The sequence below is a fragment of the Aquabacter sp. L1I39 genome (genome assembly GCF_017742835.1).
Taxonomy (GTDB): Bacteria; Pseudomonadota; Alphaproteobacteria; order Rhizobiales; family Xanthobacteraceae; genus L1I39.
The window spans coordinates 632,996-651,486 of record NZ_CP072392.1 but is presented as its reverse complement, the minus strand read 5'-3'; the positions used below and the strand labels follow the sequence as shown (position 1 = coordinate 651,486).

Sequence of the window (18,491 nt, the reverse complement as noted above, 5' to 3'; positions counted from 1 at the left end):
CCTTGCGGGTCCGGCACGCTGCCCTTTCGAGCAGTCAACCTGCCATGGACATCATCATGGGCCGACAAGCTTGCGCGAGGCTTGCGCGCGCCCCGCGGGAAGCCCGGACAGAAAACGCCGCCCGCCGGAGGTCCGGGGGCGGCGTTGGAACGGGGCAGCTTCAGCGGGTTCAGAGGAAAGAGCGCACCAGCCCGCCCACCAGCAGGTTCCAGCCGTCGATCAGGATGAAGAACAAGATCTTGAACGGCAAGGCGATGACGGCGGGGGGCATCATCATCATGCCCATGGACATGACCAGGGTCGCCACCACCATGTCGATGATGAGGAAGGGCAGCACGATCAGGAAGCCGATCTCGAAGCCCCGCCGCAGCTCGGAGATCATGAAAGCGGGGATGAGCACGCGCATCTCCACTTTCTCCGCCTTGTCCGGCTGGGCCGGGGCCGGCACTGTGGGGGCCTTGCCGTCCCGGGTGCCGGGGGTCTTCAGCGCGTCGTTCATCTCGGCGAACAGGCGCAAATCCTTGTCGCGCACCTGGGAGAGCATGAAGTCGCGGAAGGGATCGGCGATGCGCTCCACCGCCTCCTGCTCGGTGATCTCGCCGGCGGTGAGCGGGCGCAGGCCGTTCTGCCACGCCCGGTCGAGGGTCGGACCCATCACGTAGAAGGTCATGAACAGGGACAGGCTCACCAGCACCAGGTTCGCCGGCGTCGTCTGCAGGCCGATGCCGGAGCGCAGGAACGAGAAGGCAATGATGAAGCGGGTGAAGCTCGTCATCATGATGAGCAGGCCCGGCGCCACCGACAGCACGGTGAGCACGCCCAGCATCTGGATGATGCGGCCGGAGGTGGAGCCGTCGCCCGCCGGCATGAACTGGTCGAGGCTCGGCATCTGCGCCATGGCGGGGCCGGAGGCGGCCAGCAGCAGACTGGCGGCAAGCAGGGCACGAGCGGTTCCCGATCCGGCGCGCGGCGTCCGCCCGGCGCGGCGCGCGAGAAGGGCGGCCATCACTGCACCACCAGGGTTTCGAGCACCAGTTCCTTGACCTTGCCGTGGCCGCGCACCTGGGCGCGTTCGTTGAGATCCTCGCGCAGGTGCTGGAGCGCGCTCGGCCCTTCCAGCTGGCTCAGCGAAATGGTGCGCATATAGGCCATGATGTCCTCGCGCACCTCCGCGGCGGTGGCCGCCGGATTGGGCAGGACGCCATTCTTGTAGATGAGCGCGCCCTCGATGCGCACGAAGGTGCTGGAGGGGGCGGCGAGGTTGACCACCACGGGCTTGAGGTCCTGGACCCCCAGGTCGCCCTCGAAATTGAGCGGCTTCTCCTCCTTCTTGGGCGGCTCGGCAGCGATGCGGGCTTCCACCACATGCTCCACCGTGCCGGCCATCTTGTAGCCGAGGCCGCCCCCGCCAGCGCCCGCCAGAAGGGTCAGAATCAGGACGGCGATGAACGCGCCGCCGCCTTTCTTGGGGGCCTCGCCCTCCGTCTGCGGCTTTGCCGCCTTCTCCTTGGCCATGTCGCGCCTCCCGGTCAGAACGGCACGACGAGGTCATAGATGCGCTGGCCCCAGGCGGGCTGCTGCATGTCCATGGACCGCCCGCGCCCGCCATAGGAGATGCGCGCCTCGGCGATCTTGTCATAGGGAATGATGTTGTTGGCCGACACATCCAGCGGATTGACGATGCCGCCGATATTGAGGACGCGCACCTCGTAGTTCACCAGGATCTCCTGCGAACCGGAGATGACCAGATTGCCGTTGGGCAGCACCTCGGTGACCACCACGGCGATGGACAGCCGCAGCTTCTCGGACCGGTCGATGGTGCCCTTTCCCTTGGTGCTGGTGTCGGAATTGATGTCCAGATTGCCCGACAGCGCGCCCGCATTCACGCCCTTGCCGAAGCCGCCCATGTCGAGGCCGGCATCGACCCCGAGGCCGGTCTTGGCCTTGCGGGAGCGATCGGTGGCATTGTCGAACTGGGCCTTGTCGTCGATGGCGATGGACACGCGGATCACGTCGCCCACCTTGGAGGCGCGCAGGTCCCGATACATGCTCTGGGAATTGGCGAGGTCGTAGGTGGAGCGGAAAGTCTTCTGCTCCGGCTTCTGGAACGCCACCGGCACCGGCTGGCGCGTGGTGTCGAGCCCGTTGCCCACGGGGGTCAAAGCCGGGCCGAAGGCGAGACTGTCATAGCTGGTCTGACAGCCCGCGAGCGCGAGGGCGAGGGGCAGGGCGGCGAGCAGGGCAGAGGGGCGCATCAACTGGCCCTCCCATCAAGGGTGCGGCGGGAAATGCCCACCATGGTGGCAGTCAGGCGGGCGGCGCGCGCCGGGTCCATCTCGTTGAGAATGGCGCTGGCAACGCGGGGAGAGAGCTTGGAGAGCACGGCGGCGGCGGCATCCTCGCTCATGGCGGTGAGCTGGGCGGCGGCGGCATCCGGGCGCATCTGGGACATGACCTGGACGAGGGTCTCGTCCGCCTTCTTGAGGAAGGCCTCGCGGCGCTGGAGCCAGTCCTGGTACTCGGTGCGCTTGGCCTCGAGCTGGGCGATGCGCTCCTGGATCTGCTTCTCCATGGCCGCCAGGGCCTCCTTCTGGCGCACATAGCGCGCATCGGCGGCGGCATTCACGATGGAGCTGCAATATTGGAGGGCGTTCTCATTGTCCGGCGCACCGATGGCCACCGGCGTCGCCTGGACCGGCGCCGACTGCTCGCTCGGGGGCGCATAGGCGGCGGGGCTTGCGGTTCCGGGCGCGCCGGCCGGCGCGGGCGGAATGGCCATGGCGGCGGCCGTGGCCACGGGAGCGGCTGCGGCCGGAGGCGGGGCTGCCGGCCGCGCCGGGGGCAGGGTGCGCGGCACCGCGGTCGCGGCGCCAGGAACGCTCTGTGCCATCTGCGCGGCTTGCGCGGCCTGCTGGGCCTGCACGACAGAGGGCTGGATGTTCATGGGAGCCACCCGCGTGGGCGGGGGCGCAGTTTGGGCCAGGGCGTTGCTGCCGAACGTGAGCGGCAGGGCCGCGAGCACACACGCAAGGGACGCGCCGAGGGCCATCTTGCGCCGCAGCGTCTGGGGACGCACGCGCGGCGGGCGCAGCGTGGTCAAGGCGATGTGCCCGAAGGCTGCGGCGGAGAACAGCGGGGCATCTTGCATCAGAGCGCCCGCGAGGGACGAGAACATGTCCGGCAGGGACGAGGGCATGGGCCGACTTCCTATCGAAGGCGCGAAGGCGCCATCATGGCGCCCCGCGTCGCCTTGGGTTCTAGGAGGGGGACCTTGCGCGACGCTGTCCGCGTGGGCGCCGTCCCCGGACGGGGCCGACGCTTCACGCGCGAAAGGGCGCGCCCCGGGAGGGACGCGCCCTGTCATCGTCAGGCCGGCGATCCGGCAACTATTGGAACACCAGCTCCGCCTGGAGCGCGCCCGATGTCTTCACCGCCTGGAGGATGGAGATGATGTCGGAGGGCTTCAGGCCGAATCGGTTGAGGCCGTTCACCAGCGTCTGCAGATTGGTGCCGCGCACGATGCCGATGGGGCCGCCGGTCTCCTGGGCGTCGATCTCGGTGCGGGGCACCACCACCGTCTCGCCATTGGAGAAGGGGGCGGGCTGCGAGACCACGGGCATTTCTGTGACCTGCACGGTGAGATTGCCCTGCGTGACCGCGAAGGTGGAAATCTGCACGTTGCGGCCGATGACCACGGTGCCCGTGCGCTGGTCCACCACCACCTTGGCGGGGGTGTCCGGATCGACCCGCAGATCGCCCAGCTCGGCGATGAAGCGGGCCGGATTGGCATTGGGCGGGCGCTGCACCACCACGGTGGACAGGTCCCGCTCACGGGCAAATTCCCGGCCATAGCGCGCCTTGGTATAGGCGTTGACCACGTCGGCGATCATGGCGGCGGTCTTGAAGTCGGGATTGGTCAGTTCGATGGTCAGCTCGGCGAGATCACGCAACTGGCCGGGAATCTGCCGTTCCACCAGCGCGCCATTGGCGATACGCCCGGCGGTGGGCACGCCTTGGGAGAGCGTCTCGGCCTGGCCGGTAATCTGGATGCCTGAGACGAGCTGGCCCTGCGCCACCGCATAGACCTGGCCGTCGGCGGCGGACAGCGGCGTGATCAGCAAGGTGCCGCCGCGCAGCGAGGTGGCATCGCCCAGCGAGGCGATGGTCACGTCGATGCGCGAGCCCACCGTGGCGAAGGGCGGCAAATTGGCGGTCACCGCCACCGCCGCCACGTTGCGGGCGCGCAGCGGAATGCCCTTCACATTGATGCCCATGCGGTCGAGCATGGCCTGCAGCGCCTGCTCGGTGAAGGGCGAGTTGCGCAGCGTGTCGCCGGTGCCCTGGAGGCCGATGACGAGGCCATAGCCGATCAACTGGTTGTCGCGCACGCCCTGGATGCCGGAAATGTCCTTGATGCGGGTGAGCGCGGCCGCCGGCAGCGTTCCCGCCAGCAGAGCGACTGCCAGGAGCGCGAGTGCCGGGAGAGCGAGGCTCGCGAGCCGTGCGAGGAGGGAAGGGCCGCTCATCGGATGTTCACGCGCACGGAGCCGTCGGCCTGCACGGTGCCCAGGATGGTCTGGCCGCTCTCCATGTTCTTGAGGCGGACGGTGGCGCCCACCGCCCCCGATTCCAGCGGCATGGCATAGCCGGAGATGACGAGGCCGCCTTCCTCCAGCTTCACGCGCGTGGCGACGCCCTTGGTGACCACCTGCACGTCGGCCACCGCATTCAACGGCACCGGCACGCCAGCCAGCACCGTGCGGCGCACCGCCTTGCCGATGAGCGCGCCACGCCCGCCCACGATGCCGCCGCGCTCCAGCGTGGCGATGGGGACGGGACGGTCGGTGAGCACCGCCTCGGAGATCACGTCGCCCGCATAGAGCGTGACGGCAGGCACCGGCACCAGGATGGTGCTGGGCGCCGCCGGGGTGGCAGCCGCCGCCTGGGGCGCGGCGGGCGCGGCCGGGGCCGGCGCTGTCGCCACGTTGGCATCGGCGTTGCGCGCCGTCAGAGTGGAAATGGACTGCGCGCCCGCCGGGGCAGCCCCGGCGAGGCACAGGAGGAGGCCGGCGGCGGCGAGGCCGCGGACCATCAGCGGGTGGGGGCTCATCAGCGGATGCCCTTGGAGACGGTGCTGGCCATCTCGTCGGCGGCGGTGATGACCTTGGAGTTCATCTCATAGGCGCGCTGGGCGGAGATCAGCTCGGTGATTTCCTTCACCGGGTCCACGTTGGAGCCTTCCAGATAGCCCTGAACCACCGCGCCGAAGCCCACGTCGCCGGCCACCCCAACCACCGGCTGGCCCGAGGCCTCGGTCTCGCGATAGAGGTTGTTGCCCAGCGGCTGGAGGCCGGAATCGTTGGCGAAATTGGTCAGGGTGAGCTGGCCCACCAATTGCGGCGCCTGCTGGCCGGCAATCTGGGCATAGATCTGCCCGGCCTCGTTGATGACGATGGCGGTGGCGTTGGCCGGCAAGGTCATGGCCGGGTCCACCGCATAGCCGTCCACCGTCACCAACTGGCCGTTGGGTCCCTTGTTGAAGGTGCCGGAGCGCGTATAGAGCGTCTCGCCAGACGGACTGGTGATCTGGAACCAGCCGCGCCCGTTGATGGCGAGATCAAGCGGGTTGCCGGTTTGCGACAGCGGCCCCTGGAGGTGCAGATTGCGGATGCCCACCGTGCGCACGCCGAGGCCCACCAGCGCGCCCTCGGGAATGGGGCCGGCGCCGTCCTGGTTCGGCACGCCCTGGGCGCGCTCGGCCTGGTAGAGCAGGTCGGTGAACTCGGCGCGGGCGCGCTTGAAGCCGGTGGTGTTGATGTTGGCGATGTTGTTGGCGATGACCTCAACATTGGTCTGCTGGGCGGCCATGCCGGTGGCGGCGATTGCTAGGGCGCGCATATTCTATCCTCAGATCGCCATCCGGCTGATTTCCTGGTAGGCGGCGACAACCTTGTCGCGCACCGCGATCGCGGTCTGCAGCGTCTGCTCCGCATTCATGATGGCTTCCACCACCTGCTGCACGGAGGCCTTGCCGCCGATGCCGGAAATGGCGGTCGCCTCGCCGGCGCGCACCGAATCCACCGCATCGGAGGACATGCGCGCCAGCACCGTCGAGAAATCCGCCGCCGACGCCGCGGCGGCCGCCGCGTCGATGCCACCGGTCTGGGTCTCGGTGCGCACTTGCGAGAGGGTCCCCGTGCGCGAAAGGGAGTTGAAGGAGATGCCGTCTATCATCACGGGTTCCTCAGGAGATCGATGGTAGCCATCACCATCGAGCGGGTTTGCTTGATCATCTGGAGGTTCGCCTCATAGGAGCGGCTCGCCTCCCGCATGTCGGCCATTTCCACCATGGCATTGACGTTGGAGATCTTGACCCGGCCCTGCGCATCCGCAGCCGGATTGCCGGGGTCGAGTTCGGTCGAGAAGGGTGTGCGGTCCACCCCGATGGTCTTGATCTTGACCGAAGAGGCGCCCGAGGCCCGGTCCAGCTCGGTGGCGAACTGGACGGTCTTGCGGGCATAGGGATCGGCGCCCGGGCTGGAGCCGGTGGAATGCACGTTTGCAAGGTTCTCGGCGGTGATGCGCAGCCGCATGGACTGGGCCTGGAGGCCCGAGGCGGCGATGCCGGAAGCGGTCTTCAGGGGATCGATCATGGTTTGACACTCGCCAGGATCATCCGGTGGAAGCTGCGGACGATGCTCGTGTTGAGGGAGAAGGTGCGGTTGACCTCGGAGGCCTTGAGCATCTCCTGCTCCAGGCTCACGGAATTGCCGCTATGGTTGACGTCCCAGGCCTCGTCCTGGCTGACCTTGGTCACCGGGTCGCGGCCGCCGGCCGGCTCGATATGGCCGGCGCGGGTGCGGGCCATGGAAAGGTGGGTCTTCTCCAGCACCGCATTGAAGGGCACCACGTCCACGGCCTTGTAGCCGGGGGTGTCGGCATTGGCGATGTTGCCGGTGATGGCCGCCTGCCGCACCGAGGCCCAACGGGCCTGCTGCGATGCCAGCTTGAACAGATAAAGCGGTTCCACGGTCGCCTCCCGGATGGGCGTGGCGGAAATGTCTCCGCCAGCCTGGGTGCGGCCAGCCTCCGCGAGCAACCTTGCACGAGGCTTGAGAGTCCGCCGGATCAGTCGTGGCGGGCGGCGGCGAGGGCGTCGGCGAAACGGGCAAGGTTGGTGGGAGCGTCCCTCAGACCGTCATAATAAAGGATGGTGTCGATCTGGACGCCGACGGTCTTGGCGTCAAACACGATCTTGAAGAAGGAGCAGACCGTCTCCTGGTGGAATTCCATGTCGATGGTCACCACCGGCGCGGTGCCCCAGTCCATATGGGTGGTGGCATTGCGCGCATAGCGCAGCGCGCCGGGCTTCAGCGACAGCTCGGCGGAGGATTCCAAGATGTCGTCGATGACAGAGGTCTTGCCGGCATGGATGTAGGCCATCAGCACGCCGGCATTGGTATAGACGAGCTCGGACAATAGCGGCCGCAGGGCGGTCGCCAGCAGCCGCTCGTAGGTCATCGCCTCCACGGGGGGAAGGGCGCGGACGTTCAGTATGTTACGTGCGCTGCTTTGGTCCATTGGAGCCCTTCGAATAGATGAAGTATAGTATCTTGGCCACCGGCCGGTAGAATTCGGCCGGAATCCACTGGTCCACCTGCACCGCGTCGTACATGGCCCGGGCCAATGCCCGGTCCTCCACCACCGGAACGCCGTTCTTCTCGGCGATCTCGCGGATCTTCAGCGCCACCAGGTCCAGCCCCTTGGCCACCACCAGCGGCGCGCCGCCTTTGTGGCGGTCATATTGGAGCGCGATGGCATAGTGGGTCGGGTTGGCGATCACCACCGAGGCGCGCGGCACGTTGGTGAGCATGCGCTGGCGGGCCCGTTGCTGGGCCAGCGAGCGCATGCGCGCCTTCACCATGGGGTCGCCCTCGGCCTGCTTGAACTCGTCCTTCAATTCCTGGTGCGACATGCGCAGGTCCGTGCGCCACTTGATGCGCGCCCAGACGAGGTCCGCCCCCACCAGCGCGATGGTGCCGATGCACACCGCCGACACGAGCTTCGTGGAGAGCGCCAGCACCACGCTCGGCACCAGGAGCGGGTCGGCGAACATGGCGTTCACCACCTGATATTCCTGCGAATAGAGCAGGATCAGGCTGACCACCGCGATCACCAGCAGCTTGAACATCTGCTTGCCGAACTCGATGTGCCCCTGCGGCCCGAAGATGCGGGTGAAGCCGGCCACGGGGGACACGCGGTTCCATTGCGGCTTGATGCGGTTCAGCACCATGGAGGGCACGTTCTGGAACATGGTGGCGGCGATGCCGGCGAGTCCCAAGAGCACAACGATGGGCATGAGGAAGCGCCAGGCCGCGCCCAGCGCGAGCCACAGCACCTCCACCGCATCCGCGCCGGTGTCCAGGCGGAAGCCGCCGGGATTGTCGATGAGGTGCGCCAGCTCCTCGGTGAGCCGGGCGGTGGGGCCGGCGGTGAAGAAGACGAGGCTCATGAGGATGGCGATCAGCGAGGCAAAGAGGCTCGCTTCGCGGGAGAAGGGGACATTGCCCTTCTCGACCGCGTCGGAGATTTTCTTCTCGCTGGCCTCTTCTGTTTTGCTTTCCTTGTCTTCGTCGGACATGGTCTCGTTCTGTGCTTTGGCAGAAAAGGCGCGGGCGCAGGGGCCCGTTTTTCGTGATCGTCTCTCCCCTGATCGTCAGGGCCGCGCTAGAGCGCGATCCCATCAGATTGAATCAATCTGATGGGTGAATCGCCCTCTAACCCATTGATAGAGAATGCGTGATCCGATCAGATTGCGATGCGATCTGATCGGCGCATGCTCTAGAGCGCGATCCCATCAGATTGAATCAATCTGATGGGTGAATCGCCCTCTAAACTCTTGCAGAGAGGCGCAATCACCGAGCGCATTGGATCGCTCCACGATCCCATGCGCTCGGATCGGTCTCCCGGCGCGGCCTATCGCACATAGGCATCTTCCTCCGAGCCCGAATTCAATTCGATCTCGCCGCGCCCCGCCATGTCGAGGGCGAGGTCGGTGACGGTGCGCCGGGCCTCGGCCACGTCGCGGGCCGCTGCCGGCTCGCCGCCGCCCAGCTCCTGCTCCACCATGCGGCGCACACGGGCGCCGAGCGACTGCAGGATGATCTCCCGGAAGCCGCTCTCCGTGCCCTTGAGGGCCAGCACCAGCTTGTCGGTGGGCACCTGGTCGAACAGCGAGGTGCGGGCACGCGGCGTGAGCTTGATGATGTCCTCGAAGGTGAAAAGCAGGCCCTTCAGGATCTCGGCGGACTTGGGTCGGGTGCTGGCCAGCGAGGTCAGCACCGTCTCCATGTCGTCGCGCTCCATCTTGTTGATGATGTCGGCCATGCGCGCATGGGGATCGGCGCCGGCATTGCGCGAGAAGTTCATCATGAAGTCCTCGTGCACGGTCTTCTCGATGACCTGCATGGTGGAATCCACGATGGGCTTGAAGGTGAGCATGCGGCGCATGATGCCGTTGCGCCGGGCTTCGGGAATGTAGCTCAGCACCTTGGCGGCGCAGGCCGGCTTCACGCGCGAGAGCATGAGCGCGGCGATCTGCGGATGTTCCTTCATGATGTAGGTGGCGAGCGTATTCTCGGCCACGGTGGAGATGCGGTCCCAGATGGAATGGTTCGCCGAGCCCAGGAGCTCGCTCATGATTTCCTGGATCTGCTCGGGCGGCAGCACGCCGGTGAGCAGGCGCTCCACGTCCGCCGCCGTGCCCACCAGATTGGCGCCGGTGGCGAAGTTGTTGGCGAAGTCCTCGATCAGATCTTCGATCTGGGCCGTGGACACCGGCTTCAGCTCGGCGATGGAGCGCGTGACCCGGCGGATCTCGTCCTGATCGAAATGCTTCATGACCCGCCCGGCCGCGGGCGAGCCCATGGTCATGAGGAGAGCGGCCACCTTGTCGGTCCCGCTCAGCGGACGGCTCTTGGTGGGGAGCTGGGCCATGGCGAAACCTGTCACGCGGTCTCAGGGCCGCCGGGGCCGACGATCTCGGTCAGCGAGACGCCGAAGCGGGAATTGTCGTCTTCCACCACCATGACTTCGCCGCGGGCGATGACGCGGCCATTGACCACGATGTCCACCGGCTCGCCCACCCGATGATCGAGAGGGACGATGGCGCCGCGGCCGAGCTTGAGGAGGTTCGACACCGGCATGGAGGCCGAGCCCAGAACCACCTGCATGAGCACGGGAATGCGCATCACACTGTCGAGGCCGCGCGGGCTGGACAGGGTCTCATTCTCCGGCGCGGCGGGCCGGGGCGGCTCGGCGGCGGGCGGGGTGGTGTCGAATTCGTCGATGGGCATGTTGGACATGGCAATCCCCTGCAATCGAAGGAGGAAATGGATCAGGAGGCGCGGCGGGCATCACGGTCCGAATGGGCGACGCGCTCGTCGATCTCGCCGATCAGAGCATGGGCGTCGTCGATGCGTCCCGCCAGCAGGACCAGCACTTCGCGCCCGTCCATGTTGAGCGTGGTCAGCGCATCGCGGGCGGCGGACAGCGCCTGCGCGGTGTCGTTCAGGGCGCTCTCATATTCGCGGTTCAGCTCGTCGAGCCGGGCGAGGCGGCGATAGACGAGGACGATGAGGCCGGTGGTGGCGACGAGCACCGCCATCAGCAAGAGGTCAGCGGGGGAGAATGTCATTGATGAACTCCTGGGCGGGATCGATCTGTTCGTCGATGCGCAGCACATAGGACCCTTCGGACTGGCCGAGATTGCACCAGAAGAGGGGCTGCTCGGCGCTCTCCAGCTTCACGCGGCTGCGCGGCGTGGCCTGGAGCTTGAGCACCTGTCCGACCTTGAAGTTGGCCACGTCGCCGAGCGGCAGCGGGCGTTCCTCCAGGATGGCGCGGACCTTCACCGAGGTGCGGTTCACCTCGCCGCGGATCTGCTGCGCCCATTTGGGGTCCCGTCCGGTGGATTCGGCCGGGGTGGTGCGCGAGAGCACCTGGCGCAGCGGGGTGAGCGCCGATTGCGGGATGATGACGAACATCTCACCGCCGCGATTGAGCGCCTGGAGCAGGAATTTGGCGGTGATCGCCATGTTGTTGCTCCGGCCGATGACCGCGAAGTCCATGCGCGTTTCCTGGCGCTCGAACTGGAAGGTCGTGTCGCTGACCAGGCTGAAGGAGGCGCGCAGCGCCTTGGACATCTGCTCGAACAAGAGCTGGGCGACGCGGATCTCGATGTTCGAGAAGTTGCGCTCATCCTCCACCGGCGGCTCGGAGCCGTCGGAGCCGAACAGCACCTCCATCATGGTGAAGACGAAGTCGCGGTCGAAGCCGACGATGAGCTGGCTGTCCCAGGAGGGGGCATGGAAAATGCCCGCCACCGCCGTGCCTTCATACATTTCCAGCACGTCGCCGATGCGCCCGTTCTCGACGCTGGAGAGCGAGTAATAGGCCTGGGAGGAGGCGACGTGCCGCAACCCGTCCGCGCAGGCGGTGGCGAGGCGGTCGAACACCACATGCAGCATGGGCAGCCGGTCCAGCGAGAGGCCGGCCGCGTCGAGCAGCATGTCCCGGATGTCGGAGTGTTTTTGTGCCGCGTTCATGGTCAGGCCGCCTGCTGTGCGGGAGCGCCATTGGCGGAGGGCGCGGCGGAGATCGCCTCGCTTTCCACCTCGTCGATGGTGGGACGCTGGCCGGCGTCGATGGTCTTGCGTCCATGCTCCAGCGCGATCGGGGGCAGGGCGCCGTTCATGAAGGCGATCAGCGTCTGCTTGACGATGATGAAGGGCTGCACCTGCTTCTCGCGCACGATCTTCACTTTGTGCGCGATGGGCCCGAGAATGGCGTAGGAGGCGTAGATGCCGAAGAAGGTGCCGATGAGCGCCGAGCCGATATAGTGGCCGAGGATCTCCGGCGACTGGTCGATGGCGCCCATGGCTTTCACGATGCCCAGCACCGCCGCGCAGATGCCGAGCGCGGGCAGGCCTTCGGCCACCGTGCTGAGCGCGCCGGCGGGCTTGGTCTTGTGCTTCTTGATGGTCGAGATCTCCTGCTCCATGAGCGATTCGATCTCGTGCGACTTGGCGTTGCCGATGAGGATCAGCCGGGCATAGTCGCAAATATACTGGGTGAGTTCCTTGTCCTTCAGGATGGACGGGAAATGCCCGAACAGCGGCGAATTGGCGGGGTCGTCAATATGGCCTTCCACCTCGTTGCGCGGCTTCTGGCGCATGTCGCGCATCAGCGCGTAGAGCAGCGAGAGCAGTGCCAGGAAATCCTTGCGCTTGGGCGCGGTTTCCTTGAACGCGTGCAGCAGCGCCGAGCCGGTGTCCTTCACCGTCGACATGGGATTGGCGATGATGAAGGTGCCGGCCGCGATGCCGCCAATGATGGCGAATTCGAACGGCTCCCACACCACGGCCGGGTTGCCGCCCATCAGCGTGAAGCTGCCGAACGTGGCCACCAGCCCCAGAACGATGCCGATGAGAATGAACAAAGCCTGATCCCCCGATTCAACTGAAACCCGGTCTAGGGGGCGTGGATTGCGCGAGGCTGGTTACCGGCCGGGAGATGGTGCGCGGGCGGTGAGCGCATGCGGCAGGTCAGGCTCGGGCAAGCCTGCGGGGCGAGGAAGATGAACGCGCGCGCAGCCGCCCCGCCGGCGGAACTGCGGCGCGCTCAACAGGGAGCACGGCATGCCGACGGGCCTTTACGTGGCGCTCTCCGGGCAGATGGCCATGGAACGCCGCCTGGCGACGGTGGCCAACAATGTGGCAAACATGAACACCGCGGGCTACCGGGCGGAACGCATCCGCTTCGAGACGCTCATCGATCAGGCGGGCGGACGGGACGTGGCCTTCGCCACGGTGGGCGAAACCTATACGGACCTCACCGCCGGCCAGTCCAAATTCACCGGCAACCCGCTGGACGTGGCGGTGCAGGGGGATGCCTGGTTTTCGGTGAAGACCCCGGCGGGCATCGCCTATACCCGCGACGGCCGCATGCATATGAGCGCCGAGGGGCAACTCCTGTCGGTGAACAATTATCCCGTGCTCGATGCCGGCGGCACGCCGCTCGCCATCGATCCGGCCGGCGGCGAGGTGCGGATCGGCTCGGACGGCTCCATCTCCCAGGGCACCATCGCGGTGGGCAAGGTGGGCCTCTTCACCATTCCCGCCGGCGCCAATCTCACCCGCGCCGACAATTCCTCCGTCATTCCCGACCAGCCGGCGGATCTGGTCCAGGACTTCACCAAGGTGGCGATCCACCAGGGCTATTCGGAAAGTTCGAACGTGGACCCGGTCCGCGAAATGACCCGCCTGATCATGATCCAGCGCGCGTTCGAGCAGGCCATGGCAGCGGTGAACCAGGTGGAATCCTCCACCGACAACGCCATCCGCACGCTGGGCCCTAGCTCCTGACGGGCGCGGATGAAGGATCACGTCATGAAGGCATTGGCGGCGCTGCGTGCCACGGTGGAAGCCGGGCTTGAGGAGGTTCCCCCCGTGCGCGTGGGCGGCACCGTGCGCGAGGTGGCGCCCACCCATTTCCGGGTCAGCGGCCTGTCCGGCTTCGTCAAGCTGGGCGAACGCGTCGGCTTTGAGGCGGACGGGCGCGCGCGCATCGGCGAGGTGATCCGGCTCGACCATGCGGGCGTGGTGGTCAAGCCGTTCGACGAGCGGGCCAATGTGGGGGTGGGCGCGGTGGCCCATCGCATCGGCGCCCTCACCCTCTCGCCCGATCCGGGCTGGAAGGGGCGGGTCGTCAATGCGCTCGGCCAGCCGCTCGACGGCGCCGGGCCGCTCTTGCGCGGGGAGCGGCGCATGCCGCTCGATGCTGAGCCGCCGCCCGCCATGACGCGCGCCCGCATCCACAAGCCGCTGCGCACCGGGGTCAAGGTCATCGACATCTTCACCCCCATCTGCGAGGGCCAGCGCATCGGCATCTTCGCCGGCTCGGGCGTGGGCAAGTCCACGCTTCTGTCCATGCTGGCGGGCTGCCAGGGTTTCGATACGGTGGTGGTGGCGCTGGTGGGCGAGCGCGGGCGCGAGGTGCGCGAATTCCTGGAAGGACCGCTGGCGCCCAACCGTCATCGCGCGGTGGTGGTGGTCTCAACCTCCGACGAGAGCCCCATGATGCGTCGCCTCGCCCCGCAGGCGGCGCTCTCCATTGCCGAATACTTCCGGGATCTGGGCGAATCGGTGCTGCTGATCGTTGATTCGGTCACCCGCTATGCCCATGCCGCGCGCGACGTGGCGCTGGCCGCGGGCGAGCCGGCAGTGGCGCGCGGCTATGCGCCGTCCGTCTTCTCCACCTTGCCGCGCCTTCTGGAGCGGGCGGGGCCAGGGGCGGAAGGGACGGGCAACATCTCCGCCGTCTTCTCCGTGCTGGTGGATGGCGACGACCATAACGACCCGGTGGCGGATGCCATTCGCGGCACGCTGGACGGCCATATCGTGCTCGACCGGGCCATTGCCGACCAGGGACGCTTTCCGGCGGTGAACGTGCTCGGTTCCATTTCGCGCCTGGCGGGCGAGGTGTGGAGCGAGCCGGAGCGCGAGTTGGTGCGCAGCCTGAAGGGCCTCATCGCCCGCTTCGAGGACACACGCGACCTGCGCCTGATGGGCGGCTACCAGGCCGGCAGCGATGCCGAGTTGGACCAGGCGGTGGCGGTGGTGCCCCGCATCTATGAAGCGCTGCGCCAGCAGGCGGGCTCCCCGGCCTCGCTCGATCCGTTCGCGGATCTTGCCGCCGCCTTGCGGGCATGAGGCGTCCTGGCGCTGGGGGATGCGGGCGTGACGCCGTCCTCCAGGGGAAATGGGGGGTCGGCACCCTGGTAGGGCAAGAATTTTATAGCCGGCTGAAATATAAATCAAACCATAAAATGTATAGTTGCGCGGTGGCATCAGCCTCACACAAGCATTGAAAAGTAGCGTGATCCCATGGGCTCCGAGAAACAGGTGCGAGCTCACTAGAATTTGGGGTTACAGAATGTCCAATCCGATCAGTCTTGATACGACCGGTATCCTCAGCGCTCTGCTCGCGCTGCGGAGCCAGCTCACCGGTCCTTCGCTCCAGGCGGAGGTCCTCGACCAGACCATCTACAACATCATCAACGGTGTTCCGGCCTCCAGCGGCCCGAGCCGTCCGCTGGTGAACAAGGTGGACACAGACAGCGACGGCGTCTTCCACACCGGCGATACCTTCAGCGTGGCGGTGACCTTCGATTCCACCATGTTCGTGGACACCACCAACGGCGCGCCCCGCCTGCTGCTTGGCACCGGCGGCGCCAATGCTTATGCCACCTATGTGTCTGGCTCCGGAACCGACACGCTGCACTTCACCTATACGGTGCAGGCGGACGATTCCACTTCGGATCTGAACTATGCGAGCGCCAGCGCGCTGGAGGCCAACGGCGCCGCCATCACCAATTCCCTCGGCACCGCCGCCAACCTCACCTTGCCGGCGTTCGGGTCTGCGGGCACCCTGGCGTTCCAGTCGAACGTGGCCATCGGTGATGGCATGACCATCACCACGCCCCACATTGCCAGCCCCTTCGACAACATCCCCAATGCGGATCTGGTCGCCAAGATGCTGGCCGATGTGAAGGCCACCATGCCGAACACGTCCGGTTCGCTGTTCTTCGCCGATGCCGGCGCGCAGACCCTCGCCAGCGCTGCGGGCGACGTGGTGGTGGCGTCTGGCCTCAATGCGCAGGCCTTTGCCGGCGCCGGCAACGACTTCATGACCGGCGCCTCCGGCAACACCCTGCTGCATGGCGGCGCGGGCAGCGACAGCGCCTATTTCGCCGGCAACGCGGCCGACTACACCGTCTCGCAGGACCGCGGCCTGACCCTCGTCACCTCCAAGGCGGACCCCTCCCAGGTCACCCAGCTGGTGAATGTGGAGCACCTGGTCTTCTCCGACGCGACCGTGGACGTCACCACCCCCGACAGCGTCAGCTGGATCTCCGCCCTCTACAGCCAGGTGCTGGGCCGCCAGGCTGATCTCGGCGGCATCCAGTTCTATGTGGGCCAGGTGGAGCGCGGCATGTCCGCCGGCGACATCGCCGTCGCCTTCCTCACCTCTCCCGAGGCGGTGGCTAACGGCACCGGCGTGGCGTCCGTTTCGGACGTGAGCGTCGAGATGCTCTATCGCGTGCTGCTCGGCCGCGAGGCGGACCCGGCGGGCCTTGCCTATCACGAGCAGAACCTCGCCAACGGCGTCAGCATCGGCCAGGTGGCCAACCACTTCCTCGCCTCTCCCGAGCTGATGGGCGTCCACGGCGCCAGCGACCTGAACTTCTATGTGAACGGGACCGCCCCCGGCGTGCTCGAAGGCACCGGCGGCGCCGACAACCTGGTGGCTGGCGTCCTCGACGACACCATCACCGGCAATGGCGGCTCCGACCATATTGACGGTCGCACCGGCACCGACACTGCGGTGTTCTCCGGCGCCAGCACGGACTACCAGGTGAGCACCGACGGCGTGCACTTCTTTGTGCGCTCCGTTGCCAATCCGGCCGAAGTGACCACGCTCATCAATGTGGAGCACGTCCAGTTCTCCGACACCGGCGTGGAGCTGGTTCCGGACGCCAACGTGGCTTGGCTCGGTGCGCTCTACCAGCAGGTGCTCGGCCGCCAGGCGGATGCTGCCGGCCTTCTTGGCCAGCTCGACGTGGTGGAGAACGGGACTTCGCTGGGCCAGGTGGCGCTGAGCTTCCTCACCTCGGCCGAAGCGGTGGACAATGGCACCGGCGTCGCCGCTGCCGACCTCTCCGTGAATGCGGTGTTCGAGGGCCTGCTGGGCCGCGCCGCGACCACGGCCGAAGTCAGCCAGTATGCCGGCGCCGACTATGCGGCCGTCGCCGACGACATCATGCACTCCAGCGAGATGCAGGCGCACTTCATGACCCCGGCTCAGTACGACTTTGTCGGCTGATGTGAACGGGTTCGCGTCAAGTCTGTGCGTTAAAACAAAGGCATAGGGCGCTACGGGGTTTCAGTGAAACGCTGAAGCGCTCTCGCCGGCCGGTCTGCCGGCCGGCATCCGCCCCCCGATCGCGCGCCGCCCGCTCCCGCCGGCGGCGCGCTGTCATGGCAGCTGGCGCGGCATGGCAATCCGCTGCGCCGCTCCAGCCCCACGCAAGCCAAGCGGCCTCAAATGCGGCGAGGGCCACAGTGCCCGGCAGATGCCCCGCTCACCACCGGAGTTGGTTTCATGAGTCTCTATGGGATGCTGCGGACGAGCGTGTCCGGCATGACGGCGCAATCCAACATGCTCAGCAATGTGTCCGAGAACATCGCCAATACCGGCACCACCGGTTACAAGAGCGTGTCCTCGGAATTCTCCTCGCTGCTCCTGAGCTCAAGCTCCACGCAGTATGAGTCGGGCGCTGTGACCACGAACACGCGCCAGTCCATCTCCAAGCAGGGCGGCCTCGCCTACACCACCTCGTCCACGGACCTTGCCATCCAGGGCAACGGCTTCTTCCTGGTGCAGGACCCCTCCGGCCAGAGCCTGCTGACCCGCGCCGGTGCCTTCCAGGTGGATGCGTCCACCGGCAACCTGGTCAACAGCGCCGGCCTGACCCTCATGGGCTACGATATTGCCGACGGTACCCCCGACGTGGTGCTGAACGGCTTCGGCGGGCTCCAGCCCATAAACTTCCAGAACACCAAGCTGGAGGCCAATGCCTCCACCAGCGGCGCCTTCGCCGCCAACCTGCCGGCCAACAGTGCGGTTGAGACCGGAGATACGCCGGCTGACAACCTGGCCACCTCCGCCTTCACCGAGAAGTCCTCGCTGGTGGCCTTCGACAATCTCGGCAACAAGGTCACCCTGGATCTCTACATGACCAAGACGGCGACGGCGCCGGGCGTGTGGGAACTGGCCGTGTTCGACCGCGCTCAGGCCTCCGCCTCCGGGGGCTTCCCCTATGGCGCCGGGCCGCTGGCCACCCAGACCATGAATTTCGACACCATGGGCAATCTCACCTCGGGCGATTCCATCTCCTTCACGGTGCCCGATGGACAGCCCTTGACCATGGACCTGTCCGGCATGACTCAGCTCAGCGCCGGCTACACGCCCCTCACCGCCACGGTGAACGGCAATGCGCCCGCCGCCGTCCAGGGCGTGGTGATCAAGTCCGACGGCACGGTCTATGCCACCGACGCCAACGGGCGCCAGTCCGCCATCTTCAAGGTACCGCTCGCCTTCGTGGAGAGCCCGGACCGGCTCGCCCCGCTCGCAGGCAACGCCTTCACAGCCACGGTGGAATCCGGCCTTGTGCAGGTGGGCTTCCCCGAGCAGGTGGGCCTCGGCTCCCTGGTCTCCGGCGCCACCGAGCAGTCCAACGTGGACATGGCCTCTGAGCTGACCAAGATGATCGTCGCCCAGCGCGACTATACGGCCAATTCCAAGGTGTTCCAGACCGGCACGGAGCTGCTGGACGTGCTCATGAACCTGAAGCGGTGAGTGCGCCGTCT

Annotated in this window: 21 protein-coding genes; 4 read left to right on the top strand and 17 right to left on the bottom strand. The window is 66.9% G+C overall.

Annotated features, from left to right (window positions below):
• Positions 1-169: 169 nt before the first annotated feature.
• The 17 genes from fliP to motA all read right to left on the bottom strand — a co-directional run bounded on the left by fliP (position 170) and on the right by motA (position 12,499).
• Complete coding sequence (fliP, locus tag J5J86_RS02995) at positions 170-1,006, bottom strand: flagellar type III secretion system pore protein FliP (protein ID WP_209103423.1); 837 nt, start codon at positions 1,004-1,006, stop codon at positions 170-172.
• Positions 1,006-1,515 carry a flagellar basal body-associated FliL family protein gene (locus J5J86_RS02990; RefSeq protein ID WP_209103422.1) on the bottom strand — a complete coding sequence of 170 codons (510 nt, stop codon included), beginning with the start codon at positions 1,513-1,515 and terminating at the stop codon, positions 1,006-1,008. Before J5J86_RS02990 ends, fliP begins: the two co-directional genes overlap by 1 nt.
• A gap of 14 nt (positions 1,516-1,529) precedes the next feature.
• On the bottom strand, positions 1,530-2,255 hold the full coding sequence (locus J5J86_RS02985) for a flagellar basal body L-ring protein FlgH (RefSeq protein ID WP_209103421.1): 726 nt from the start codon (positions 2,253-2,255) through the stop codon (positions 1,530-1,532).
• A complete protein-coding gene (locus J5J86_RS24395) occupies positions 2,255-3,196 on the bottom strand; it encodes a MotE family protein (RefSeq protein WP_247657963.1) in 942 nt (313 codons plus the stop codon). The genes J5J86_RS02985 and J5J86_RS24395 overlap by 1 nt, the downstream gene beginning before the upstream one ends.
• Positions 3,197-3,386: 190 nt before the next feature.
• Positions 3,387-4,526 (bottom strand): flagellar basal body P-ring protein FlgI, encoded by a 1,140-nt coding sequence (gene flgI, locus J5J86_RS02975; RefSeq protein ID WP_209103420.1) that lies wholly within the window; start codon positions 4,524-4,526, stop codon positions 3,387-3,389.
• On the bottom strand, positions 4,523-5,110 hold the full coding sequence (gene flgA / locus J5J86_RS02970) for a flagellar basal body P-ring formation chaperone FlgA (protein WP_209103419.1): 588 nt from the start codon (positions 5,108-5,110) through the stop codon (positions 4,523-4,525). Before flgA ends, flgI begins: the two co-directional genes overlap by 4 nt.
• Entirely contained in the window at positions 5,110-5,898 is a 789-nt protein-coding gene (flgG, locus tag J5J86_RS02965; protein ID WP_209103418.1) for a flagellar basal-body rod protein FlgG, read from the bottom strand. The genes flgA and flgG overlap by 1 nt, the downstream gene beginning before the upstream one ends.
• A 9-nt stretch (positions 5,899-5,907) precedes the next feature.
• On the bottom strand, positions 5,908-6,234 hold the full coding sequence (locus J5J86_RS02960) for a flagellar hook-basal body complex protein FliE (protein ID WP_209103417.1): 327 nt from the start codon (positions 6,232-6,234) through the stop codon (positions 5,908-5,910).
• Positions 6,234-6,650 carry a flagellar basal body rod protein FlgC gene (flgC, locus tag J5J86_RS02955; RefSeq protein ID WP_209105210.1) on the bottom strand — a complete coding sequence of 139 codons (417 nt, stop codon included), beginning with the start codon at positions 6,648-6,650 and terminating at the stop codon, positions 6,234-6,236. Before flgC ends, J5J86_RS02960 begins: the two co-directional genes overlap by 1 nt.
• Entirely contained in the window at positions 6,650-7,030 is a 381-nt protein-coding gene (gene flgB, locus J5J86_RS02950; RefSeq protein ID WP_209103416.1) for a flagellar basal body rod protein FlgB, read from the bottom strand. The genes flgC and flgB overlap by 1 nt, the downstream gene beginning before the upstream one ends.
• Before the next feature lie 98 nt (positions 7,031-7,128).
• Positions 7,129-7,521 (bottom strand): hypothetical protein, encoded by a 393-nt coding sequence (locus J5J86_RS02945; protein ID WP_209103415.1) that lies wholly within the window; start codon positions 7,519-7,521, stop codon positions 7,129-7,131.
• A gap of 37 nt (positions 7,522-7,558) precedes the next feature.
• Positions 7,559-8,641: a flagellar biosynthesis protein FlhB gene (flhB, locus tag J5J86_RS02940; protein WP_209103414.1), complete on the bottom strand. Its 1,083-nt coding sequence runs from the start codon at positions 8,639-8,641 to the stop codon at positions 7,559-7,561.
• 335 nt (positions 8,642-8,976) lie between these two features.
• Positions 8,977-9,996: a flagellar motor switch protein FliG gene (locus J5J86_RS02935; RefSeq protein WP_209105209.1), complete on the bottom strand. Its 1,020-nt coding sequence runs from the start codon at positions 9,994-9,996 to the stop codon at positions 8,977-8,979.
• Between the two features lie 11 nt (positions 9,997-10,007).
• Entirely contained in the window at positions 10,008-10,364 is a 357-nt protein-coding gene (gene fliN, locus J5J86_RS02930; RefSeq protein WP_209103413.1) for a flagellar motor switch protein FliN, read from the bottom strand.
• A 32-nt stretch (positions 10,365-10,396) separates the two neighbouring features.
• Positions 10,397-10,696, bottom strand: coding sequence for a hypothetical protein (locus J5J86_RS02925; protein WP_209103412.1), 300 nt, complete (start codon positions 10,694-10,696; stop codon positions 10,397-10,399).
• Positions 10,677-11,606, bottom strand: a complete 930-nt coding sequence (locus J5J86_RS02920; protein WP_209103411.1) for a flagellar motor switch protein FliM — start codon at positions 11,604-11,606, stop codon at positions 10,677-10,679. Before J5J86_RS02920 ends, J5J86_RS02925 begins: the two co-directional genes overlap by 20 nt.
• 2 nt (positions 11,607-11,608) lie before the next feature.
• Complete coding sequence (gene motA / locus J5J86_RS02915) at positions 11,609-12,499, bottom strand: flagellar motor stator protein MotA (protein WP_209103410.1); 891 nt, start codon at positions 12,497-12,499, stop codon at positions 11,609-11,611.
• A gap of 199 nt (positions 12,500-12,698) precedes the next feature.
• On the opposite strand from motA, the gene flgF reads away from it, so the two are divergent.
• The 4 genes from flgF to J5J86_RS02895 all read left to right on the top strand — a co-directional run bounded on the left by flgF (position 12,699) and on the right by J5J86_RS02895 (position 18,480).
• Positions 12,699-13,424, top strand: coding sequence for a flagellar basal-body rod protein FlgF (flgF, locus tag J5J86_RS02910; RefSeq protein WP_209103409.1), 726 nt, complete (start codon positions 12,699-12,701; stop codon positions 13,422-13,424).
• A gap of 24 nt (positions 13,425-13,448) precedes the next feature.
• On the top strand, positions 13,449-14,771 hold the full coding sequence (gene fliI, locus J5J86_RS02905; RefSeq protein ID WP_209103408.1) for a flagellar protein export ATPase FliI: 1,323 nt from the start codon (positions 13,449-13,451) through the stop codon (positions 14,769-14,771).
• Positions 14,772-14,994: 223 nt separating this feature from the next.
• Positions 14,995-16,944, top strand: a complete 1,950-nt coding sequence (locus J5J86_RS02900; RefSeq protein WP_209103407.1) for a DUF4214 domain-containing protein — start codon at positions 14,995-14,997, stop codon at positions 16,942-16,944.
• Positions 16,945-17,223: 279 nt separating this feature from the next.
• Positions 17,224-18,480 carry a flagellar hook protein FlgE gene (locus J5J86_RS02895; protein WP_209103406.1) on the top strand — a complete coding sequence of 419 codons (1,257 nt, stop codon included), beginning with the start codon at positions 17,224-17,226 and terminating at the stop codon, positions 18,478-18,480.
• Positions 18,481-18,491 lie beyond the last annotated feature (11 nt).